15 protein-coding genes are annotated in these 14,259 nt (G+C 70.6%); 3 read left to right on the forward strand and 12 right to left on the reverse strand.

Annotated features, from left to right (window positions below):
* The first annotated feature begins 18 nt into the window (after nt 1–18).
* Both I7X39_RS08835 and I7X39_RS08840 read left to right on the forward strand, forming a co-directional pair.
* Entirely contained in the window at nt 19–744 is a 726-nt protein-coding gene (locus I7X39_RS08835; RefSeq protein ID WP_198110735.1) for a peptidoglycan-binding protein, read from the forward strand.
* 20 nt (nt 745–764) lie between these two features.
* A complete protein-coding gene (locus I7X39_RS08840; RefSeq protein WP_198110736.1) occupies nt 765–1,469 on the forward strand; it encodes a phospholipase D-like domain-containing protein in 705 nt (234 codons plus the stop codon).
* Nucleotides 1,470–1,494: 25 nt separating this feature from the next.
* On the opposite strand, the gene I7X39_RS08845 is transcribed toward I7X39_RS08840, so the two are convergent.
* From I7X39_RS08845 to I7X39_RS08900, 12 genes are all read right to left on the reverse strand, one after another.
* On the reverse strand, nt 1,495–3,927 hold the full coding sequence (locus tag I7X39_RS08845) for a collagenase (RefSeq protein ID WP_198110738.1): 2,433 nt from the start codon (nt 3,925–3,927) through the stop codon (nt 1,495–1,497).
* A gap of 247 nt (nt 3,928–4,174) precedes the next feature.
* Nucleotides 4,175–4,978, reverse strand: a complete 804-nt coding sequence (locus I7X39_RS08850; RefSeq protein ID WP_198110740.1) for a hypothetical protein — start codon at nt 4,976–4,978, stop codon at nt 4,175–4,177.
* Nucleotides 4,979–5,055: 77 nt separating this feature from the next.
* Complete coding sequence (locus I7X39_RS08855) at nt 5,056–6,159, reverse strand: hypothetical protein (protein WP_198110741.1); 1,104 nt, start codon at nt 6,157–6,159, stop codon at nt 5,056–5,058.
* On the reverse strand, nt 6,152–7,045 hold the full coding sequence (locus I7X39_RS08860) for a hypothetical protein (RefSeq protein ID WP_198110743.1): 894 nt from the start codon (nt 7,043–7,045) through the stop codon (nt 6,152–6,154). Before I7X39_RS08860 ends, I7X39_RS08855 begins: the two co-directional genes overlap by 8 nt.
* A gap of 56 nt (nt 7,046–7,101) precedes the next feature.
* Entirely contained in the window at nt 7,102–8,904 is a 1,803-nt protein-coding gene (locus tag I7X39_RS08865; RefSeq protein ID WP_198110745.1) for a fibronectin type III domain-containing protein, read from the reverse strand.
* Entirely contained in the window at nt 8,901–9,635 is a 735-nt protein-coding gene (locus I7X39_RS08870) for a DUF3592 domain-containing protein (RefSeq protein WP_198110747.1), read from the reverse strand. The genes I7X39_RS08865 and I7X39_RS08870 overlap by 4 nt, the downstream gene beginning before the upstream one ends.
* A 71-nt stretch (nt 9,636–9,706) precedes the next feature.
* Nucleotides 9,707–10,081, reverse strand: coding sequence for a hypothetical protein (locus I7X39_RS08875; RefSeq protein WP_198110749.1), 375 nt, complete (start codon nt 10,079–10,081; stop codon nt 9,707–9,709).
* Nucleotides 10,082–10,127: 46 nt separating this feature from the next.
* Nucleotides 10,128–11,273, reverse strand: a complete 1,146-nt coding sequence (locus I7X39_RS08880; protein WP_198110751.1) for a TIGR04552 family protein — start codon at nt 11,271–11,273, stop codon at nt 10,128–10,130.
* A gap of 92 nt (nt 11,274–11,365) precedes the next feature.
* Complete coding sequence (gene rbp / locus I7X39_RS08885) at nt 11,366–11,617, reverse strand: RNA-binding regulator (protein ID WP_198110753.1); 252 nt, start codon at nt 11,615–11,617, stop codon at nt 11,366–11,368.
* Nucleotides 11,618–11,637: 20 nt separating this feature from the next.
* Nucleotides 11,638–11,904, reverse strand: a complete 267-nt coding sequence (gene infA, locus I7X39_RS08890; protein WP_198110755.1) for a translation initiation factor IF-1 — start codon at nt 11,902–11,904, stop codon at nt 11,638–11,640.
* A 25-nt stretch (nt 11,905–11,929) separates the two neighbouring features.
* Entirely contained in the window at nt 11,930–12,175 is a 246-nt protein-coding gene (locus I7X39_RS08895) for a hypothetical protein (RefSeq protein WP_198110757.1), read from the reverse strand.
* 380 nt (nt 12,176–12,555) lie between these two features.
* The gene (locus I7X39_RS08900; RefSeq protein ID WP_198110759.1) at nt 12,556–13,041 is read right to left on the reverse strand and encodes a GNAT family N-acetyltransferase; all 486 of its coding nucleotides are present in this window, start codon (nt 13,039–13,041) and stop codon (nt 12,556–12,558) included.
* A gap of 94 nt (nt 13,042–13,135) precedes the next feature.
* Here I7X39_RS08900 and I7X39_RS08905 point away from each other — a divergent pair, with 94 nt between their 5' ends.
* Nucleotides 13,136–14,251, forward strand: coding sequence for an HD-GYP domain-containing protein (locus I7X39_RS08905; protein WP_198110761.1), 1,116 nt, complete (start codon nt 13,136–13,138; stop codon nt 14,249–14,251).
* Nucleotides 14,252–14,259 lie beyond the last annotated feature (8 nt).

Raw genomic sequence — 14,259 nt, forward strand, 5'->3', positions numbered from 1 at the left:
GCTGCCGAAAGGTCTGCCATGCCCACCTTGCTGCGCCAGGGTTCCCGCGGGTTTGATGTCGTGGTGCTGCAGGTGCAGCTCAATGCCAAGGGGGCGCAGCCGCGCTTGAAGGTGGACGGCGACTTCGGCCCGCGCACGCAGGCCGCGGTGCTGGCCTTCCAGCGCCAGAACCGCCTCTCGGCGGACGGCGTGGCCGGGCCCATCACCCAGGCCGCGCTGGCCCAGGGCTTGAACATTGCCAGCGCCAATCACAACCTCACCCACATTCCGCAGCCTACGCCCAGCACCTGCTGGGCCGCCAGCACGGCCATGCTGACGCGCAGCACGGTGCCGGCGGTGATCGCCCGCACGCCGCGCGACATGGTGTCGGCCGACGGCGGCTTGAACAACGGCTCCGCCACCGACCTCGGCGCCCCGCTGGGCGCGCGCTTCGCGGCCGCCCATGGCCTGCGCTGCAACCCGCCGATGAGCTGGAGCGTGGGCGCGCTGGTGAACACGCTCAAGCGCACGCCCCTGATCTTCAGCATGCTGTGGCGCGCGCAGGACTACGCGGCCGGCCGCGGTTCGCCCGGCCACTGGGTGGCCGTGAGCGCGATGGTGAGCGACAACCAGCCCACCGGCGAAGGCACGCACCTGCTGGTGCTGGACCCCTGGCCGCCGCACCGCGGCAAGATCAGCTGGGTCGAGTACCAGGCCTGGGTGATGGACGTGCCCACGCGCACCTACCGGGTGTTCGAGCGCTGAGTGGCAGCGATCATGCGCCGATGAGCTGGAACCCCGCCCCCCTGCTTGCCGCCCTGGACGACAGCCTGGCCGACAGCCGCCTTAGCGACGCTGAGCGGCGCGACCTGATTGCCGCGCTGCGCGAGGCCAATCCGCCCGAGGACGGCCTGCGCCAGCTGCGCAAGCAGGCCTTCGCGCTGGCGCGGCAACGCGTTGAAGCCGGCGAGGCCGCGGCCGACCTGCTGCCCTGGCTGGAGGGCGTGATGCGCGCCCTTGACCAGGCGCGCCTGCCCGCCGGCCTGTCACCCAGCCGCGCGCATTTCAGCCCGGGTGAGGACTGCCTGCGTGCCATCCTGGGCCGGCTGCGCGGTGCCAGCCGCAGCGTGGACCTGTGCGTGTTCACGATCTCCGACGACCGCATCACGACCGAGATCCTGGCCGCGCACGGGCGCGGCGTGCAGCTGCGCCTGATCACCGACAACGACAAGGCCTTCGACGCCGGCAGCGATGCGCGCCGCCTGATGGCGCACGGCGTGCCCACGCGGGTGGACCGCAGCCGCGCGCACATGCACCACAAGTTCGCCCTGTTCGACGCCAGCTGGCTGCTGAACGGCAGCTACAACTGGACGCGCAGCGCCAGCGAGCTGAACGAGGAGAACCTGGTGCTGAGCCAGGAGCCTGGCTTGCTCACCGCCTTCGGCGAGCGCTTCGAGGCGCTGTGGCAGCGCCTGGACGGGCCGGCCTGAGCGGCCGGCCCGTCGTAGGCAGGGCTCAGTAACGCGTGCTCAGGCTCAGCCCGCTGAACGCCTGGTAGGCGTGCAGGGTCAGGTAGTAGTAGCCCGGCTGTGCGATCGGGATCTGCAGCGTCTCGCTGTTGCTATTGCCCGCCGAGCGCAGCTGGTAGCTGCCCGGGCTGGCCCAGCCGCTGCCGCTGAAGTACAGGTCCGCGTCCCCGCTGCCGCCGTTGGTCTGGATGGTCAGCGTGGTGTTGGGCTTGTCCACCTGGATGAAGTAGTACAGCAGCCCGCCCTGCGCGGCACTCAGCCCGCTGCGCACGCAGCCATTGCCCATCGCATCGCTGCGGCTCGGGCAGGGGCTGGCGGTGATGCGCACGCTGCCGTCGGTGCGCGCACCCAGGCGGCCGTCGTCCCAGACTTCCAGCGTCACCGGGTAGTCGCCGGCCGCGCCGTAGGTCTTGCTCGGGTTGGGCAGCGTGGACTGGCTGCCGTCGTGGAAGGTCCAGCGCCAGGTGGTGACGCGGCCATCGGCGTCGGTCGAGGTGTCACGGAAGCTGGCGGACAGGCCATTCACCGTGCTCTCGAAGCGCGCCACCGGCGGCTGGTTGACGACCGGATTGGCGCAGTTCACACCGGTGGCGGAAACGCCCTGCAGCCAGCTGCGGAACTCGGCGTCGTAGCGGCTGCCGATGGTGGTCTTCAGCAGCGTGCGCGCGGCCGCCCATTCGCCCTTGCGGTAATGGCCCAGCAGCGTCGTCACGTCGGCGCGGTGGCGCTCCATCATGAAGCTGACCGCCAGGTAGCCCCATTGGTAGACGCGCGTGCTGCCACCGTTGTAGTCGGTGTCGAACAGCTGGTTCAGCGTGTAGCTGAGCTTGGGGGCCTCGGTGAAGGCGCGGTCGTAGCGCTGGTTCAGGTAGCAGTAGGAGACATGCTCGGCCAGGCCCTCGACCCACCACACCGTGGGCGTGGTCTGGCCGGCCGCGAAGTCGCCCAGCATGTTGAAGCGGCCGTCCAGGTAATGCGTGTACTCGTGGTTGAGGTTCCAGACCTGGAATTTGGGCAGCAGCCACTCGGCCTCGTAGGCGATGAAGCGCGCCTGGTTGCCCGGCGTGGCGGGGTTGCCCTCCAGGTACATGCCGCCATTGTTGGTGTCGATGCCGAACAGCGCGCCGGCGTAGGTCTCGTAGTCGGCACTGCTGTTGAAGACCACCAGCTCCAGCGCGCTGTTGAGGTCATTGGCCACCGGCTGCTTGTTGGTCTGCAGCTTGGCGTGGAAGTAGCTTTCCTGGTTCACCACCGAGGCGCAGGTGGCGTTGAGTTCGGCCGCGCTCATGGACTGCGTGCGCAGGGTCAGGGTGGGGCTGCAGACCTGGCGCTGCGGCAGCGCGGCGGCCTCGGCGCGGGCGCGCCAGTCGCACAGGCCGTAGTCGGTGCAGCGGCCGGGGTCGTGGTAGTCCACCATGTCGGCCAGGCCGATCCACACCGGGGCGGTGACGCCGCTGACGCTGCTGCGTTGCACCAGGGTCTGCACCATGGGGCGCACCACGGGCTTCAGCGTGCCGTACTGCAGGAAGCGCGCGAGCTCGCGCGCGGCGTTCGTCACCAGATAGCCCTCGGCGCCGCCGAGCTGGCCCCAGTTGCGGTTGGCGAAGTTGGAGAGTGCCTGCAGCACGCTGGTGTCGCTCTGCACCACGGCCTGGAAGTCGTCGTTCTGATGGCCGCGGAACAACACCGTGAAGGCGTTGTTGACGGCGTTCTTCATGCCCCAGTAGGCATTCCAGTCGGCGCCGTAGCCGTCCAGCAGCTGACGCACCACCCACAGGTAGCGGGCGTTCTCGGTGGCCGAGTCGATCAGGGTCACGGCCTCGGCCAGCACGCCGCCGTTGGCGTCATTCACCTGGCGGATCGCGGCATTGCCGAACAGCGCGTCCAGCGCGCCGCGCAGCGCCGTCTTCAGCCCGCTGCCATAGCTGCCCACCACCTCGGGGGCGTAGTACTGCACGTAGTAGCCGGCGCGCAGGTACAGCAGCAATTGCTGGATGGCGCCGTTGTTGTTGCCGGCGTAGCTCAGCGCCTGCAGGCGCAGGCCCTCGGCCGCGCTGCGCATCTGCGTTTCGTTGAAGGCCTTCTGCGCGTCTGCGCCGCTCAGGGTGAAGAGCTGGTTGATGCAATCGGTGCTGCTGGCGCGGATGGCCTCCACCAGCGCGCTGCCGCTGCGCGTGGTGTACAGGCTCGTGTCACAGGCCGCGGCGGCCGCACGTGCGGCGAGGCGGCGCTTGAGGGTCTGGCCGGCGTCGTCGCGCAGGTGTTCTCGCGTGCTGGGCAGCGGGGCGCGGTCCTTGGGGCTGACGGCCTGGTGGCTGTGCGGGCGCGGCAGGGTGTCGCTGGGGCGGGGGGCGGCATGGGCCAGGCTCAGGCAGCAAGCCAGGGCCAGGCCCAGCCCGGAAAGGGCAGGGGTACGCATCGGGGTGTCTCCATCGGTCTATGTGGGGGAACGCCCGGGTCCTTGCCCGGGCGCTGCCGCCCCACCGTCGCGAAGCGGAGGGGCCGCACACCAGCAGTCCTACGCACCGCGCCAGTGCATCTGCTGGAGCCGATATATTGGATCCAATATGCGATCTGACCTATCGGGCTTGCCCGGGGGTAGGCGGTAAGACTTTGCGAATGCGGGTGAGGATTGGTTGTTCAGCGTGGCAACGGCGACAAACGCGTCACACCTTGTTTCGCAGAGCGCTCAGCACCGGCCAGCACGCCGCCGCCGCGGCCAGGTGTTTGAGCGTGTGGCCGCTGACCCATTCCGCGCTGGCGGCAAAGATCGCCGCATCCAGGCCTTCGAACAGCTTGGCCAGGGCATAGCCCAGCAGCACCCAGGCCAGCCCCAAGCGCGGCGCGCCCACGGGCTGCGGCAGCAGGCACAGGCCCAGCAGCCACAGCACGCCGCCGTACTGCGCCACCGCCCAGGGCCAGACCGTGCCGCCCAGACCCGGCAGCGCGGCGGCCAGCAGCGCCAGCGGCAGGTAGACGGGCAGCAGCCAGCGCGCCGCGGCCTCGCCCAGGCGCGCCGTGCTGGCCAGGCCCAACAGGCCGGCAAAGGCCACGGCCATGCCCAGGCGGTCCAGCACCAGGCTGCCGGCGCTGGGCGCCAGGTGGAAGGCTGCCGAGCCCAGGCCGGTGAGCAGCAGGCCGGCGCAGAACACCCAGGCGGCGCGGCGGCCGATGCCCTGCAGCGGGTGGCGGCGCAGGCGCCCGGCGCCCAGCAGGGCCAGCAGTACGAAGGGCAGGTTGCTGAGCGTGTCGGCCGCAAAGGGCAGGCCGAGCCAGGCGCGCGTATCGGCATAGGGGTGGCCGTGCGCGGCGCTGCCGGTGTGGGCCGCCTGGCCCAGGGCCTGCAGGCCGGGCAGCTCGCCCAGGCCCAAAGCCAGCAGGTAGAGCAGCAACCAGGCTGCGAGGGCCAGCGGCCAGTGGCGGGCGGGGTGGGCTGGCGCGGGGCGCGTGTCGGCGATGGGCGTGTTCATGCCCGGCATGCTGCGCCGCAGGCACCCCGGCTGCCAAGCGCGCGCGAGCTCGGGTGCGCCTCAGCGGCCCGCCGGGCTCACGCCACGCTACCGCCCTGCCCCAGCCACCACAGCAGCGCGGCGCCCAGCGCAACGCCGGCCACGGTGAGCGCGATCTTCCAGGCCGACCAGGGCCGCTCGCCCGCCACCGTGCCGCTGTGGCCATTCACCACCACCTGCCAGACCTTGCCCTGGAAGCGGTAGCTGTAGATCCAGGCCGGCAGCAGGATGAGCCGGAAGCGGATCGCGTCGAACTGGCTGTGCAGGCTGTGGATGCGCTGCTCGTCGCCGCCGATCTCGCGCTCCACCGCGCTGCGGATGCGCGCCTCGAAGCGCGCCTGCGCCTGCGCGAAGGCGGGCTCCAGGCCCAGGGCGTAGGCCTCGGTCTGGAAGCCGGCCTGGTAGTCCGCATCGACCACGCGCAGCGCGGCCAGTTCCGGCATGGCCAGGGCCGGCGCGCCGGCCGCGGGCAGGCTGGCGCTGGCGGGGATGAGTTCGTCGTCGAACTGCAGGTCCAGTTCGCCCGCCACCGGGGTCCAGTCGGTCACCGTGCGGGTGACGGTCTCGCTCTGGCCCTGGGCGTTCTGGCGCGTCTCGCGCACCTGGCGGTGGGTGCCGCGCTCGCCGCGGTACTCGGAATGGCTGTGCGCGTCGATCGTCCAGGCCGGCAGGTAGACGCCGCGCCCGGCATCGGGCGAACGCACCAGGGCCTTCAGTGCATTCGGCGCGAACCAGCGGCTGCCCACCCAGCGTGCAAAGGCCTGGCGGGCGGCGCCGTCGTCCAGCTGAAAGGGCAGCAGCGCGTGCGGGCGGATCTGTCGCTGCGCATGGGCCTGCGTGGCCTGCAGTGGCGCGGCACAGAAGGCGCAGGGCATGGCCACCACCATGGGCGGGAACTCGCAGCGCGCCCCGCATTGCGGGCAGTCCACGGTCTGCGCGGCAATGGCCGGCTCCTGGCCGGCGCGCAGGGCCAGGTAGTGCGCGTAGTCCTGCTCGGCCAGGGCCTGGGCCAGCGCGGCGCCGCCGGGGTCGTCCAGCACCTGCTCGCCGCGGCAGGCGGCGCAGCGCAGGCGCTGGCTGCCGGGCTCGAAGCGCATCAGGCCGCCGCAGGCGGCGCAGAGCTGGGGGGCGGCCTCAGTCATCGCGCGGGGCGCGCAGGGTCAGCAGGGCGTCCTCGCGCAACTCGGCGCGCGCCACGATGCCGTTGTCGGCCTGCAGCAGGGTCTGCGTCCATTGGTCCTGGCGGCGCCGCAGCACGCGCACGGTATGCACGCGCGGTTCGGTCTGCAGGCCTTCGTACAGGGTCTGCAGCGGTTTGCAGGCCCAGGTGTTGCAGGTGTCCGAGCGCCACTCGCGCGGCAGCGCGCAGCCCTGGCGGGTCTGGTTGACGCAGGAGTTCACGCAGGCCTGCGCCGGGATGTGGCGCAGATAGAACTGCACGATCTGCTCGGGCTGCAGGCTGGGGTCCTGGAAGCGCAGACGCTGGATGCTGGCGGGGATCAGGTAGGCGTGCTCCTTGCCCGCGGTGCAGCAGCCGCCGCCGCAGGCGGTGCACAGGCGTTCGGGCAGGCGCGAGTCCAGCGCCGGAGCGCCCGCAGGCGCGGGTGGCGGGGCACTGGGAGGGGGCTCGACAAAGGCCTCGGCCACGACGGCGCGCAGATGCGCTTCGTAGGCCGCGCGCCGCCGCGCCGACACCGGCCGCGTGCGCCGCGGCCCGCTGGGCAGCACGGTCTCCAGCACGCCGGGGCCCGTGCCGCGCTGGGCGCGCAGGGCCGCAAAGGCGCGTTCGCTCTCGGCGCCTTCAGCGGCGGCGCGCGCCGCCACGGCCCGCGCTTCCTCGGCCCGTTCGCGTGCACGGGCGCGGCCCTGGCTCACCTGGTGCTGGAACAGGAACTCGCCCAATTGCGCGCGCTGCGCCAGCAGCAGCCGGCAGGAAGCGTCCGTGCAGCAGGGGGGCTGGCGGGCGTCCTGCCAGAGCGGCAGGATCTTGTCGCACACGGTGCAGTGCGTCGGTGTCAGCGGCCCCATGCAAACCTCCCAGCGTGGTGGAGCGCCGCACTATGCCCAAACATGGGCCCGCCCTCTCAGGGGTTCAGCAGCACCGCCAGGGCCGCAAAGGGCACCACCACGCCATCGGTGATGCTCAGGTAGCCCAGCTGTTGCGCCAGGTTGCCGGCCGGTGCCAGGAAGTGGAAGTCGTCGATATAGCCCTCGGCGCGCTCGTCCAGCAGCTCGCCGTTCGGCCACAGGAACACCAGGCCACGCGCCTGGGCGATGGGCTCCCAGTCCTCGAACTCCACGGTGCCGGCCGCCCCGCTGAGCGCGCCATCGGCGTAGAGCAGCTTCTTCGGCCCCACGAAGGGCAGGCCCGAGCCCTGCAGGCGCCCGCTCGTGACGGAGGGGTCGCCGAAGTAGAGCTTGTAGCGCGCGCCGCCCAGGTGCATGGGCACGGCGGCCTGCATGCTCTTGAAGAGCTTGGGGCAGCCAGCGGCCTCGTACTGCACCTGGAAGCGGCTGCCGTCCCACACCGCATAGCCGTGGTTGTGGCTGGCGGTGCTGCAGCCGCTGATGGCATCGACCGTGAAGACCATGAAGCTGCCGGCCTCGCCGCGCCAGCGCCAGTCGTCCTGCGTGGGCCAGGCCAGCTTCTGCTGGCGGGCGGCGCGCAGCTTGGCGTTGGCGAAGGCGCCGTCGCCCTCCACGCCGATCACCAGGGTGGCCGCGCAGGGGCCGCCGGCGGCGTAGTCGGCCGGGCTGCTGCATTGGGTGGCGGCGCCGCTGTGGAAATCGCGCCCGGCATAGCCGTCCACGCTGTCCACCCAGTAGATGCGCGTGCGGCCATCGGCGTCGTTCGATTCGAAGAACAGCCGTACCTTGGCGCCCAGCGTGCCCCCCAGGGGCACGCCCTGGCCGGTCATGATGCTCTGGATGGGGTTGCCGCTGCTGCCGGGCGAACGCACCCCACTGCTGGCGGCCAGGCTGGTGAAGCTCTGATAGCTGCCTGCCGCGCTGCTGGCCACCGCCAGCCCGCTGAAGCCGCGCGGGCCGTAATAGAACTGCACGGTGTTTGCGCTGACCCCGGCCTCGGGCCCGAAGCGCGTGGCCGAGAGCCGGGCATTGCCGTCACTCACTGGTTGCAGCAGGCCGGCCACCGTGTTGCCGCTGCCCTGCAGCTGCCAGAACTCGGTGGGCGTGCTCGCGCTGACGCTGGCGCTGCGCGAACGGCTGCAGGCCGCATCGGCACAGGCGCGCAGCGTCACCTGGTAGGCCGTGGCGGCCCTCAGTCCGCTCAGCAGGGCCTGGGTGGCCACGGCGCCGGCCTGGAAGCGCAGCACGCTGCCGCTGGCGTCGAGCGCCTCGATCTCGTACTGCGCCGGCAAGGCCCCAGGCGCCTGCCAGCTCAGCAGCAGCTGGGTGGAGCTGCCGAAGCGCTGGGCCCCGACGGTCTGCACACTCTGCTCGCTCAGCTGCAGGCCGCCGGGTGCGGCGGGGTACAGGCCCAGCTCGGCCACGCTGGCGGCCTCTACCTGGAAGCGCGCCAGGTCGGGGCTTTGCAGCGTGGCACGGAAGGCTCGCGTCTGGCCATCCCGCGTGAACTCCAGATAGGGCAGCTGCAGGCGGTAAGCGCCTGGCCCACCCTCCAGGCGCGCCGCGCTGCTGCCGCTGCCCTGCAAGGCCTGCTGCGCCACCGAGCCGGCCTCGACTTCGAAGACGGCCAGATCGCCGGACTGCAGGCGCGCCCTCCAGGCCGTGCGCGCGCTGCCGCTGCCCAGGTCCAGATAGGGCAGCTCCAGCGCGTAGCGGCCGCCCGTCAGGCTCAGCGTGGGGATGGGCTGGGCCAGCACCCAGGCCGGCAGCAGCAGGGCTGCAAGAAGGATTCGTTTCATCGCCGCGCCTTCCATGCTCCGACGGCCAGGCCGATGCCGATCAGGCCGAAGATCGAGATCACCAGCTTGGCCACCCAGGATGCGTCGCCGTCGCTCCACACCAGCGCCACCATGGGCAGGCACAGGCCGCACCAGAAGAAGGCGAACAGGCCTAGCGCCGCCGCGCCGCCGCCGCGTGTGTCCAACTTGCGCTGGATTTCAGGCTGCGCCGGCTGGCCGCGGCAAATGCGCAGGAAGGCCCAGCCCGCCCCCAGGCCCACGCCGGTGAACACCAGCGCGAAGGGCAGGCGGAAGAACAGCATCGGCCAGCGGATGTGCGGCTCCAGCACCGCGCGCGCCGGGTTGGTCGGGTCCACATAGGCCAGCACCTTCAGGTTCTGTGCCTGCGAGGTCTGCAGCCGGTCGGCCCAGCGCTGGTGCCAGTCACCGATGTTGTCGCTGCCGCTGGACTCATCCAGGCCGATGCGATCGCTCTCGTGCGCCTGGTCGTCGATCACATAGCGGTAGCGCGCTTCTACCCGGTAGGTGATGCTGCCCTTGCTGCCGTGGGACTCATGCAGCTGCGCATGCAGCACCTCGGCCGGCACGGCCTGCCAGCCCTGCACCGTCCAGGCCATGGCCAGGGTCTCGATCGTGGGCTTGATGCCGAAGAAGATGCCCACGAGACCGAAGGCGAGCATGAACACACCGCTGAACAAGAGGCCGGGCAGGCGCATGAGCCAAGTCTGCATGTGGGAGCTCTCCTTCGCTGCCAGTGTGCCGCGCGCCGCTCCGGCCAGCCGCCGCGACGGCCATCAGGCCCTCAACTGAGGGCTTCGCAGCGCGGATTGATGAGCAGCGTGCCGACTTGCACCTGGTGGTCGCCGGATCCATAGATGATGGGCCGCTTGATCTGGCAGAGCGGAACCTGCGCAGGTCGTTGCCCCACTTCCAGCGCTGCACTTTTCGGATCCCCCGGATGCACCTCGATGTGCTCGATGCCCGGCACCAGGAAAAGCTGCAGCATCCTGTCAGTCGCCGCCCTGTCGAGGTTCCACAAGGGGCTGCCCAGAGCCAGCGCGAGCTGATTGGCGTACTGCGTCAAGGGCACGTTGATCTGGTTGCGAGGTGCATCCGAGCAGCTGACCAGCAGCAGTACGGTCAGGCCCAGGGTCACGCGCAGAGGGCTTGGCTGCATGGAAGTCTCCCTGTTCACCGCTCGAGGTGGTGGCGTGCGTGCGATCTTAGGAAGGCGGCGGATGCTTGTCTTGCGCTCCCAGCCAGGCTAGCAGCTGCGGCCCGAACACGCGCCGCCGCGCGGTCTCGACCTGGCGTTGTTTGTAGGCCTCGTGGCTGGCTGCGCCCTGCTGGCTCTGCGCCAGGCTGGCGGCGTCCAGCAGCTGGATTTCGTAGGCGAAGAAGAAGCGGCAGCCGGCCTCGCTACCGGCGTCGGGCGGCAGCTGGATCATTTTGCGCACCGTCAGCTGCAGGCTGTGGAACTCGGCCGCGCTGTGCGGGTTGTCGCGCCGCTGCGGCTGCGGGGCCAGCGCGGCCAGCTCTTCATCCATGCGCTGCAGCAGGGCCTGCGGGTAGCCGGGGCTGCGTTCCAGCAGGGCGCGCCAGCGCGTGAAGACCTGCTTGGCGGCGTCCAGGTCCACCAGGGTGTTGCGCGTGCGGCTCACCTCCAGATTGCTGGCCGAGACCAGGTGGGCGCGGCGCAGCAGCTCCAGTGCGAGCAGGCATTCCACGCGCGTCTGCAGGGTCAGGCGCAGGCCCAGGTGGTCGTGGATGTCGGCGGCCACGTACTCGGGCTTTTGCAGCAGCTTCAGGAGGATGCTGTGGCGGCCCTTGTTGCGCTTGCGCTCCACATGCACGAGCGGCAGCTCCAGCAGGCCGTCGCGCAGATAGCTGCGGCCCTCGCGCTCGACCAGCACCTCGTCCAGGCCGGCGAAGACCTGCTGGCGGATGGTCTCGAAGTGGCGCAGCTTGAGGTTGTTGTCGATGTAGAAGAGGCCGTGCATCACCTTCAGCAGGGTGCAGGCCCAGAGCCGCTGCGGGTCGGGCCGGTGGCTGCTGTGCGAGGCCAGCAGCAGCAGTTGCAGCGGGTCTTCCGGCTGCGCCACCTCGGGGGGGATCAGGCTTTGCTGCGCCGCGCTGAGGAACTGGCTGCGCACGAAGCCCAGCGCTTCCTGCTGGATGGCACGCAGGTAGTCGGTGACGCCGGGCTGGTCGACGTCGTAGCCGTACTCGCGCGCGTACTGGCGCGCGTCGGCCAAGTTGCGCAGCGCCAAGCCCTGCAGATCGATGGGCGAAACGCCCTGCGCGATCGCGCTCAGGTAGGTCCAGTTCAGCGCGAAGCGCCGGCTGGTTTTGGCGAGGGGCCAGTCCATGCGGGCAGCTTAGCCCCGCAAGGCCATAAAGACACAAGGGCGCCTTGCGGCGCCCTTGTGCGGTATTGCGCGCTCCTTGCGGAGCGTGGGCCTTAGACGCGCGGACGCGCCTCGTTGACCTTCAGGGCGCGGCCGGCGACTTGCACGCCGTCCAGGCCGGCGATGGCCTGGCGAGCCTCTTCGGCATCACCCATCTCGACGAAGCCGAAGCCCTTCGAGCGGCCGGTGTCGCGGTCCATCATGACGCGGGCCGAAGCCACGCTGCCGAAGTGCGAGAACTGGTCGCGCAGCTCGGCGTCCAGCACGGTGTAGGGCAGATTGCCGACGTAAATCTTGGTGCTCATGGTGTTTCCAATCAAAGGGCTCAGCGCGGACGGTAGGCAGGACGGGAAGCGGCCGCGCCAGCGCGCGCTTCGATGTGCCGGAAGGTGATGCGGCCTTTGCTCAGGTCATAGGGCGACATTTCAAGGCTGACGTTGTCGCCAGCGAGGATGCGGATGCGGTGCTTGCGCATCTTGCCGGCGGTGTAGGCCACCAGCTGGTGACCGCTGTCCAGCGTCACGCGAAAGCGCGAGTCGGGCAGCACTTCGTCGACCTTGCCGCGCATCTCAATCAGTTCTTCTTTGGCCATGGGGGGACTCCGGTTGGGGCGCGCGTTATCGCGCCGGGGACACAACCCAGGCCCGCCCTTGTTCCGCGGCATAGCTGCACGCGCTCTCGAGGCTGGAGAACTGGGGAAGGAAACGGAACACGCGGTCGTGGCTGGCACGGCCGCGGCCGCTGCGGATCGACACCGAGGCGCGGTACACGCCCGGCTCCGTCATGCGCGCCAGCGGCGAGATCAGGTATTTGCCCAGCTCGAAGCTGGAAGGATTTTTTTGTTGTTGTACGACTTGATTCATGGAATGGGCGCGTGAGCGCCGACCGGCCCGGACCCTGCGTTGGGCCTTGGACCGTGACCCGGGGACAGTGCGCCGGGCAATGGAAAAACGGGGAGGGCGAACGCAGCGCCGCTGGATGTTGGCCGGGGAGCGGTCCGACCGGGAGGCTCGTCGCTTGGAGTAGTCGACGGCTGGAGCGGCCCCGTGAGCAGGGCGGCTGGCAGTTTGGGCGGCGGGCAGTTTGAGCGGCCGCGCGGTGTCAGACGACAGATGCCACGTGCGAGAGCAAGGCGTGGCAAGCGAAGCGATTCTAAGCGGGCTCCCCTACCTCAGGAAACAAAATTTCCTAGGTTGCTCCCCTAAAGAAAGCGGATTGCGTGACTTTGGCCCAACAGGAAAGCTCAGCGCAGCAGCTTCACCACGCGCAGCTGTCCACCCGGCCAGCGCTCCTGCCAGCGGCGCAGTTCCTTGAAGCCGGCCTGGCGGTAGAAGGCCAGCGCGGCGGCGTTGGCCTGTGCGGTTTGCACCGTGAGCCGGGCGTGGGCACCCAGGCTGGCCCTGAGCGCATGCAGCAGGCAGGTGGCCAGGCCCTGGCGCTGCCGGTCCGGCCGCACCACCAGGGCGCCGATGCGCGTCACGGCTTCATCGTCCTCGTCAGGGTAGAAGCCCAGCGCGGCCAGCAGTTCGCCCTGCTCGGCCGCGGCGATCCAGCACTCGCCGCTGCCCTGCAGCGCATGCACCGTGCGCAGCAGCGGCGGGTAGTCGGCCCCCAGGCCGAGCTGCTCGGCCTCCTGCCGGTAGGCGGCCTGCAGCAGCGCGTGCAGGCGGCGGGCCTGGTCGGCCTCGCTCGGGTCCAGGGGCAGGAATTCAGGAGCAGGAATGCGCATGCCCCGCATTGGACTCCCGGCCGGCGGCTTGACAGCGGCCCCTGGCCTGGGTCTCAATCCGGACCAGGGAGGCCGACCGACGCAGGAGCTGCGCATGCAGTTGCTCAAGCTGGTGGCCAGCCAGATCAAGGTGGGCGCGCCCCTGCCCTTCAATGTGCGGGACGAGCACGGCCATCTGCTGCTGGCCGCGGCCCAGGTCATCCGCAGCGAACGCCAGCTCGAAGCCCTGCTGGCGCGCGGCATCCATGCCGATGTCGAGGAGATCAAGGCTCTGGCCGCGGGCCGCAAGGTCGAGCCGCAGCCGCCCACCTTGTTTGCGCGCTGGGGGCGCTGCTACTGGGGCCTGGATGCGCTGGCGCGCGATCCGCTGGCGCCGGAGGACTTCCGCGCCGCCTGCAACGAGCTGGGGGACAACCTGCAGTCCCTGGTCGAGCAGCAGCCCGATGTGGCGCTCTACCTGATGCTGCGCCAGGAGTCCCACCACTTGCGCATGTACGGCCTGACCCACGCCGTCTACACCGCGGCCCTGGCCTGGTTGCTGGCGCGGCGCCTGCAGTGGGCTCCCGAGCAGCAGCGCACCCTGCTGATGGCGGCGCTGACGATGAACCTGTCCTGCCTCGAATTGCAGGGTCGCTTCGCCATCTACGGCCGCCTGACGGCCGAGCAGCGCGACGAGCTGCGCGCCCACCCCGATGCCGCGGTGGCCCGGCTGCGCGCCGCCGGCATCGAGGACGAGACCTGGCTGCGCGCCGTGGTCGAGCACCACGAACATGCCGACGGCCTGGGCTACCCGCGTGGCTTGCGCGAGGTCTGCGAGCCCGCCCAACTCCTGCGCCTGGCCGATGTGTTCCTGGCCAAGATCAGCCGGCGCGAATCCCGCCCCGCGCTGGACCTGCGCGAGGCCGAGCGCCAGGCCTATGCCGAGTACCCCAGCAGCCCGATGGTGGCGGCGCTGATCCGCGAGTTCGGGCCCCTGCCGCCCGGCGAGGTGGTGAGCCTGGCCAATGGCGAGCGCGGCGTCGTCATCCGCCGCGGCGCCACGCCGCAGACCCCGCTGGTGGCCACGCTGACCGACAAGCGCGGCATGCCCTGCCAGGCCTCACTCAAGCGCGACACCAGCCAGCCCGAGTTCGCCTTCAAGGCGCTGGAGCCTGATCGGCAACTGGTGGCCCGGCTGCCGCCCGAGCGGGTTTACGGCCTGCTGCACTGAGCCCGCCA

This window comes from Inhella proteolytica (assembly GCF_016093275.1).
Taxonomy (GTDB): Bacteria; Pseudomonadota; Gammaproteobacteria; order Burkholderiales; family Burkholderiaceae_C; genus Inhella; species Inhella proteolytica.

What these genes read in the sequence shown, in the direction of transcription:
- I7X39_RS08835 (WP_198110735.1), top strand. Translation starts at nt 19, where the DNA reads ATGCCCACCTTGCTGCGCCAGGGTTCCCGCGGGTTTGATGTCGTGGTG.
- I7X39_RS08840 (WP_198110736.1), top strand. Translation starts at nt 765, where the DNA reads ATGAGCTGGAACCCCGCCCCCCTGCTTGCCGCCCTGGACGACAGCCTG.
- I7X39_RS08845 (WP_198110738.1), bottom strand. Translation starts at nt 3,927, where the DNA reads ATGCGTACCCCTGCCCTTTCCGGGCTGGGCCTGGCCCTGGCTTGCTGC.
- I7X39_RS08850 (WP_198110740.1), bottom strand. Translation starts at nt 4,978, where the DNA reads ATGAACACGCCCATCGCCGACACGCGCCCCGCGCCAGCCCACCCCGCC.
- I7X39_RS08855 (WP_198110741.1), bottom strand. Translation starts at nt 6,159, where the DNA reads ATGACTGAGGCCGCCCCCCAGCTCTGCGCCGCCTGCGGCGGCCTGATG.
- I7X39_RS08860 (WP_198110743.1), bottom strand. Translation starts at nt 7,045, where the DNA reads ATGGGGCCGCTGACACCGACGCACTGCACCGTGTGCGACAAGATCCTG.
- I7X39_RS08865 (WP_198110745.1), bottom strand. Translation starts at nt 8,904, where the DNA reads ATGAAACGAATCCTTCTTGCAGCCCTGCTGCTGCCGGCCTGGGTGCTG.
- I7X39_RS08870 (WP_198110747.1), bottom strand. Translation starts at nt 9,635, where the DNA reads ATGCAGACTTGGCTCATGCGCCTGCCCGGCCTCTTGTTCAGCGGTGTG.
- I7X39_RS08875 (WP_198110749.1), bottom strand. Translation starts at nt 10,081, where the DNA reads ATGCAGCCAAGCCCTCTGCGCGTGACCCTGGGCCTGACCGTACTGCTG.
- I7X39_RS08880 (WP_198110751.1), bottom strand. Translation starts at nt 11,273, where the DNA reads ATGGACTGGCCCCTCGCCAAAACCAGCCGGCGCTTCGCGCTGAACTGG.
- rbp (WP_198110753.1), bottom strand. Translation starts at nt 11,617, where the DNA reads ATGAGCACCAAGATTTACGTCGGCAATCTGCCCTACACCGTGCTGGAC.
- infA (WP_198110755.1), bottom strand. Translation starts at nt 11,904, where the DNA reads ATGGCCAAAGAAGAACTGATTGAGATGCGCGGCAAGGTCGACGAAGTG.
- I7X39_RS08895 (WP_198110757.1), bottom strand. Translation starts at nt 12,175, where the DNA reads ATGAATCAAGTCGTACAACAACAAAAAAATCCTTCCAGCTTCGAGCTG.
- I7X39_RS08900 (WP_198110759.1), bottom strand. Translation starts at nt 13,041, where the DNA reads ATGCGCATTCCTGCTCCTGAATTCCTGCCCCTGGACCCGAGCGAGGCC.
- I7X39_RS08905 (WP_198110761.1), top strand. Translation starts at nt 13,136, where the DNA reads ATGCAGTTGCTCAAGCTGGTGGCCAGCCAGATCAAGGTGGGCGCGCCC.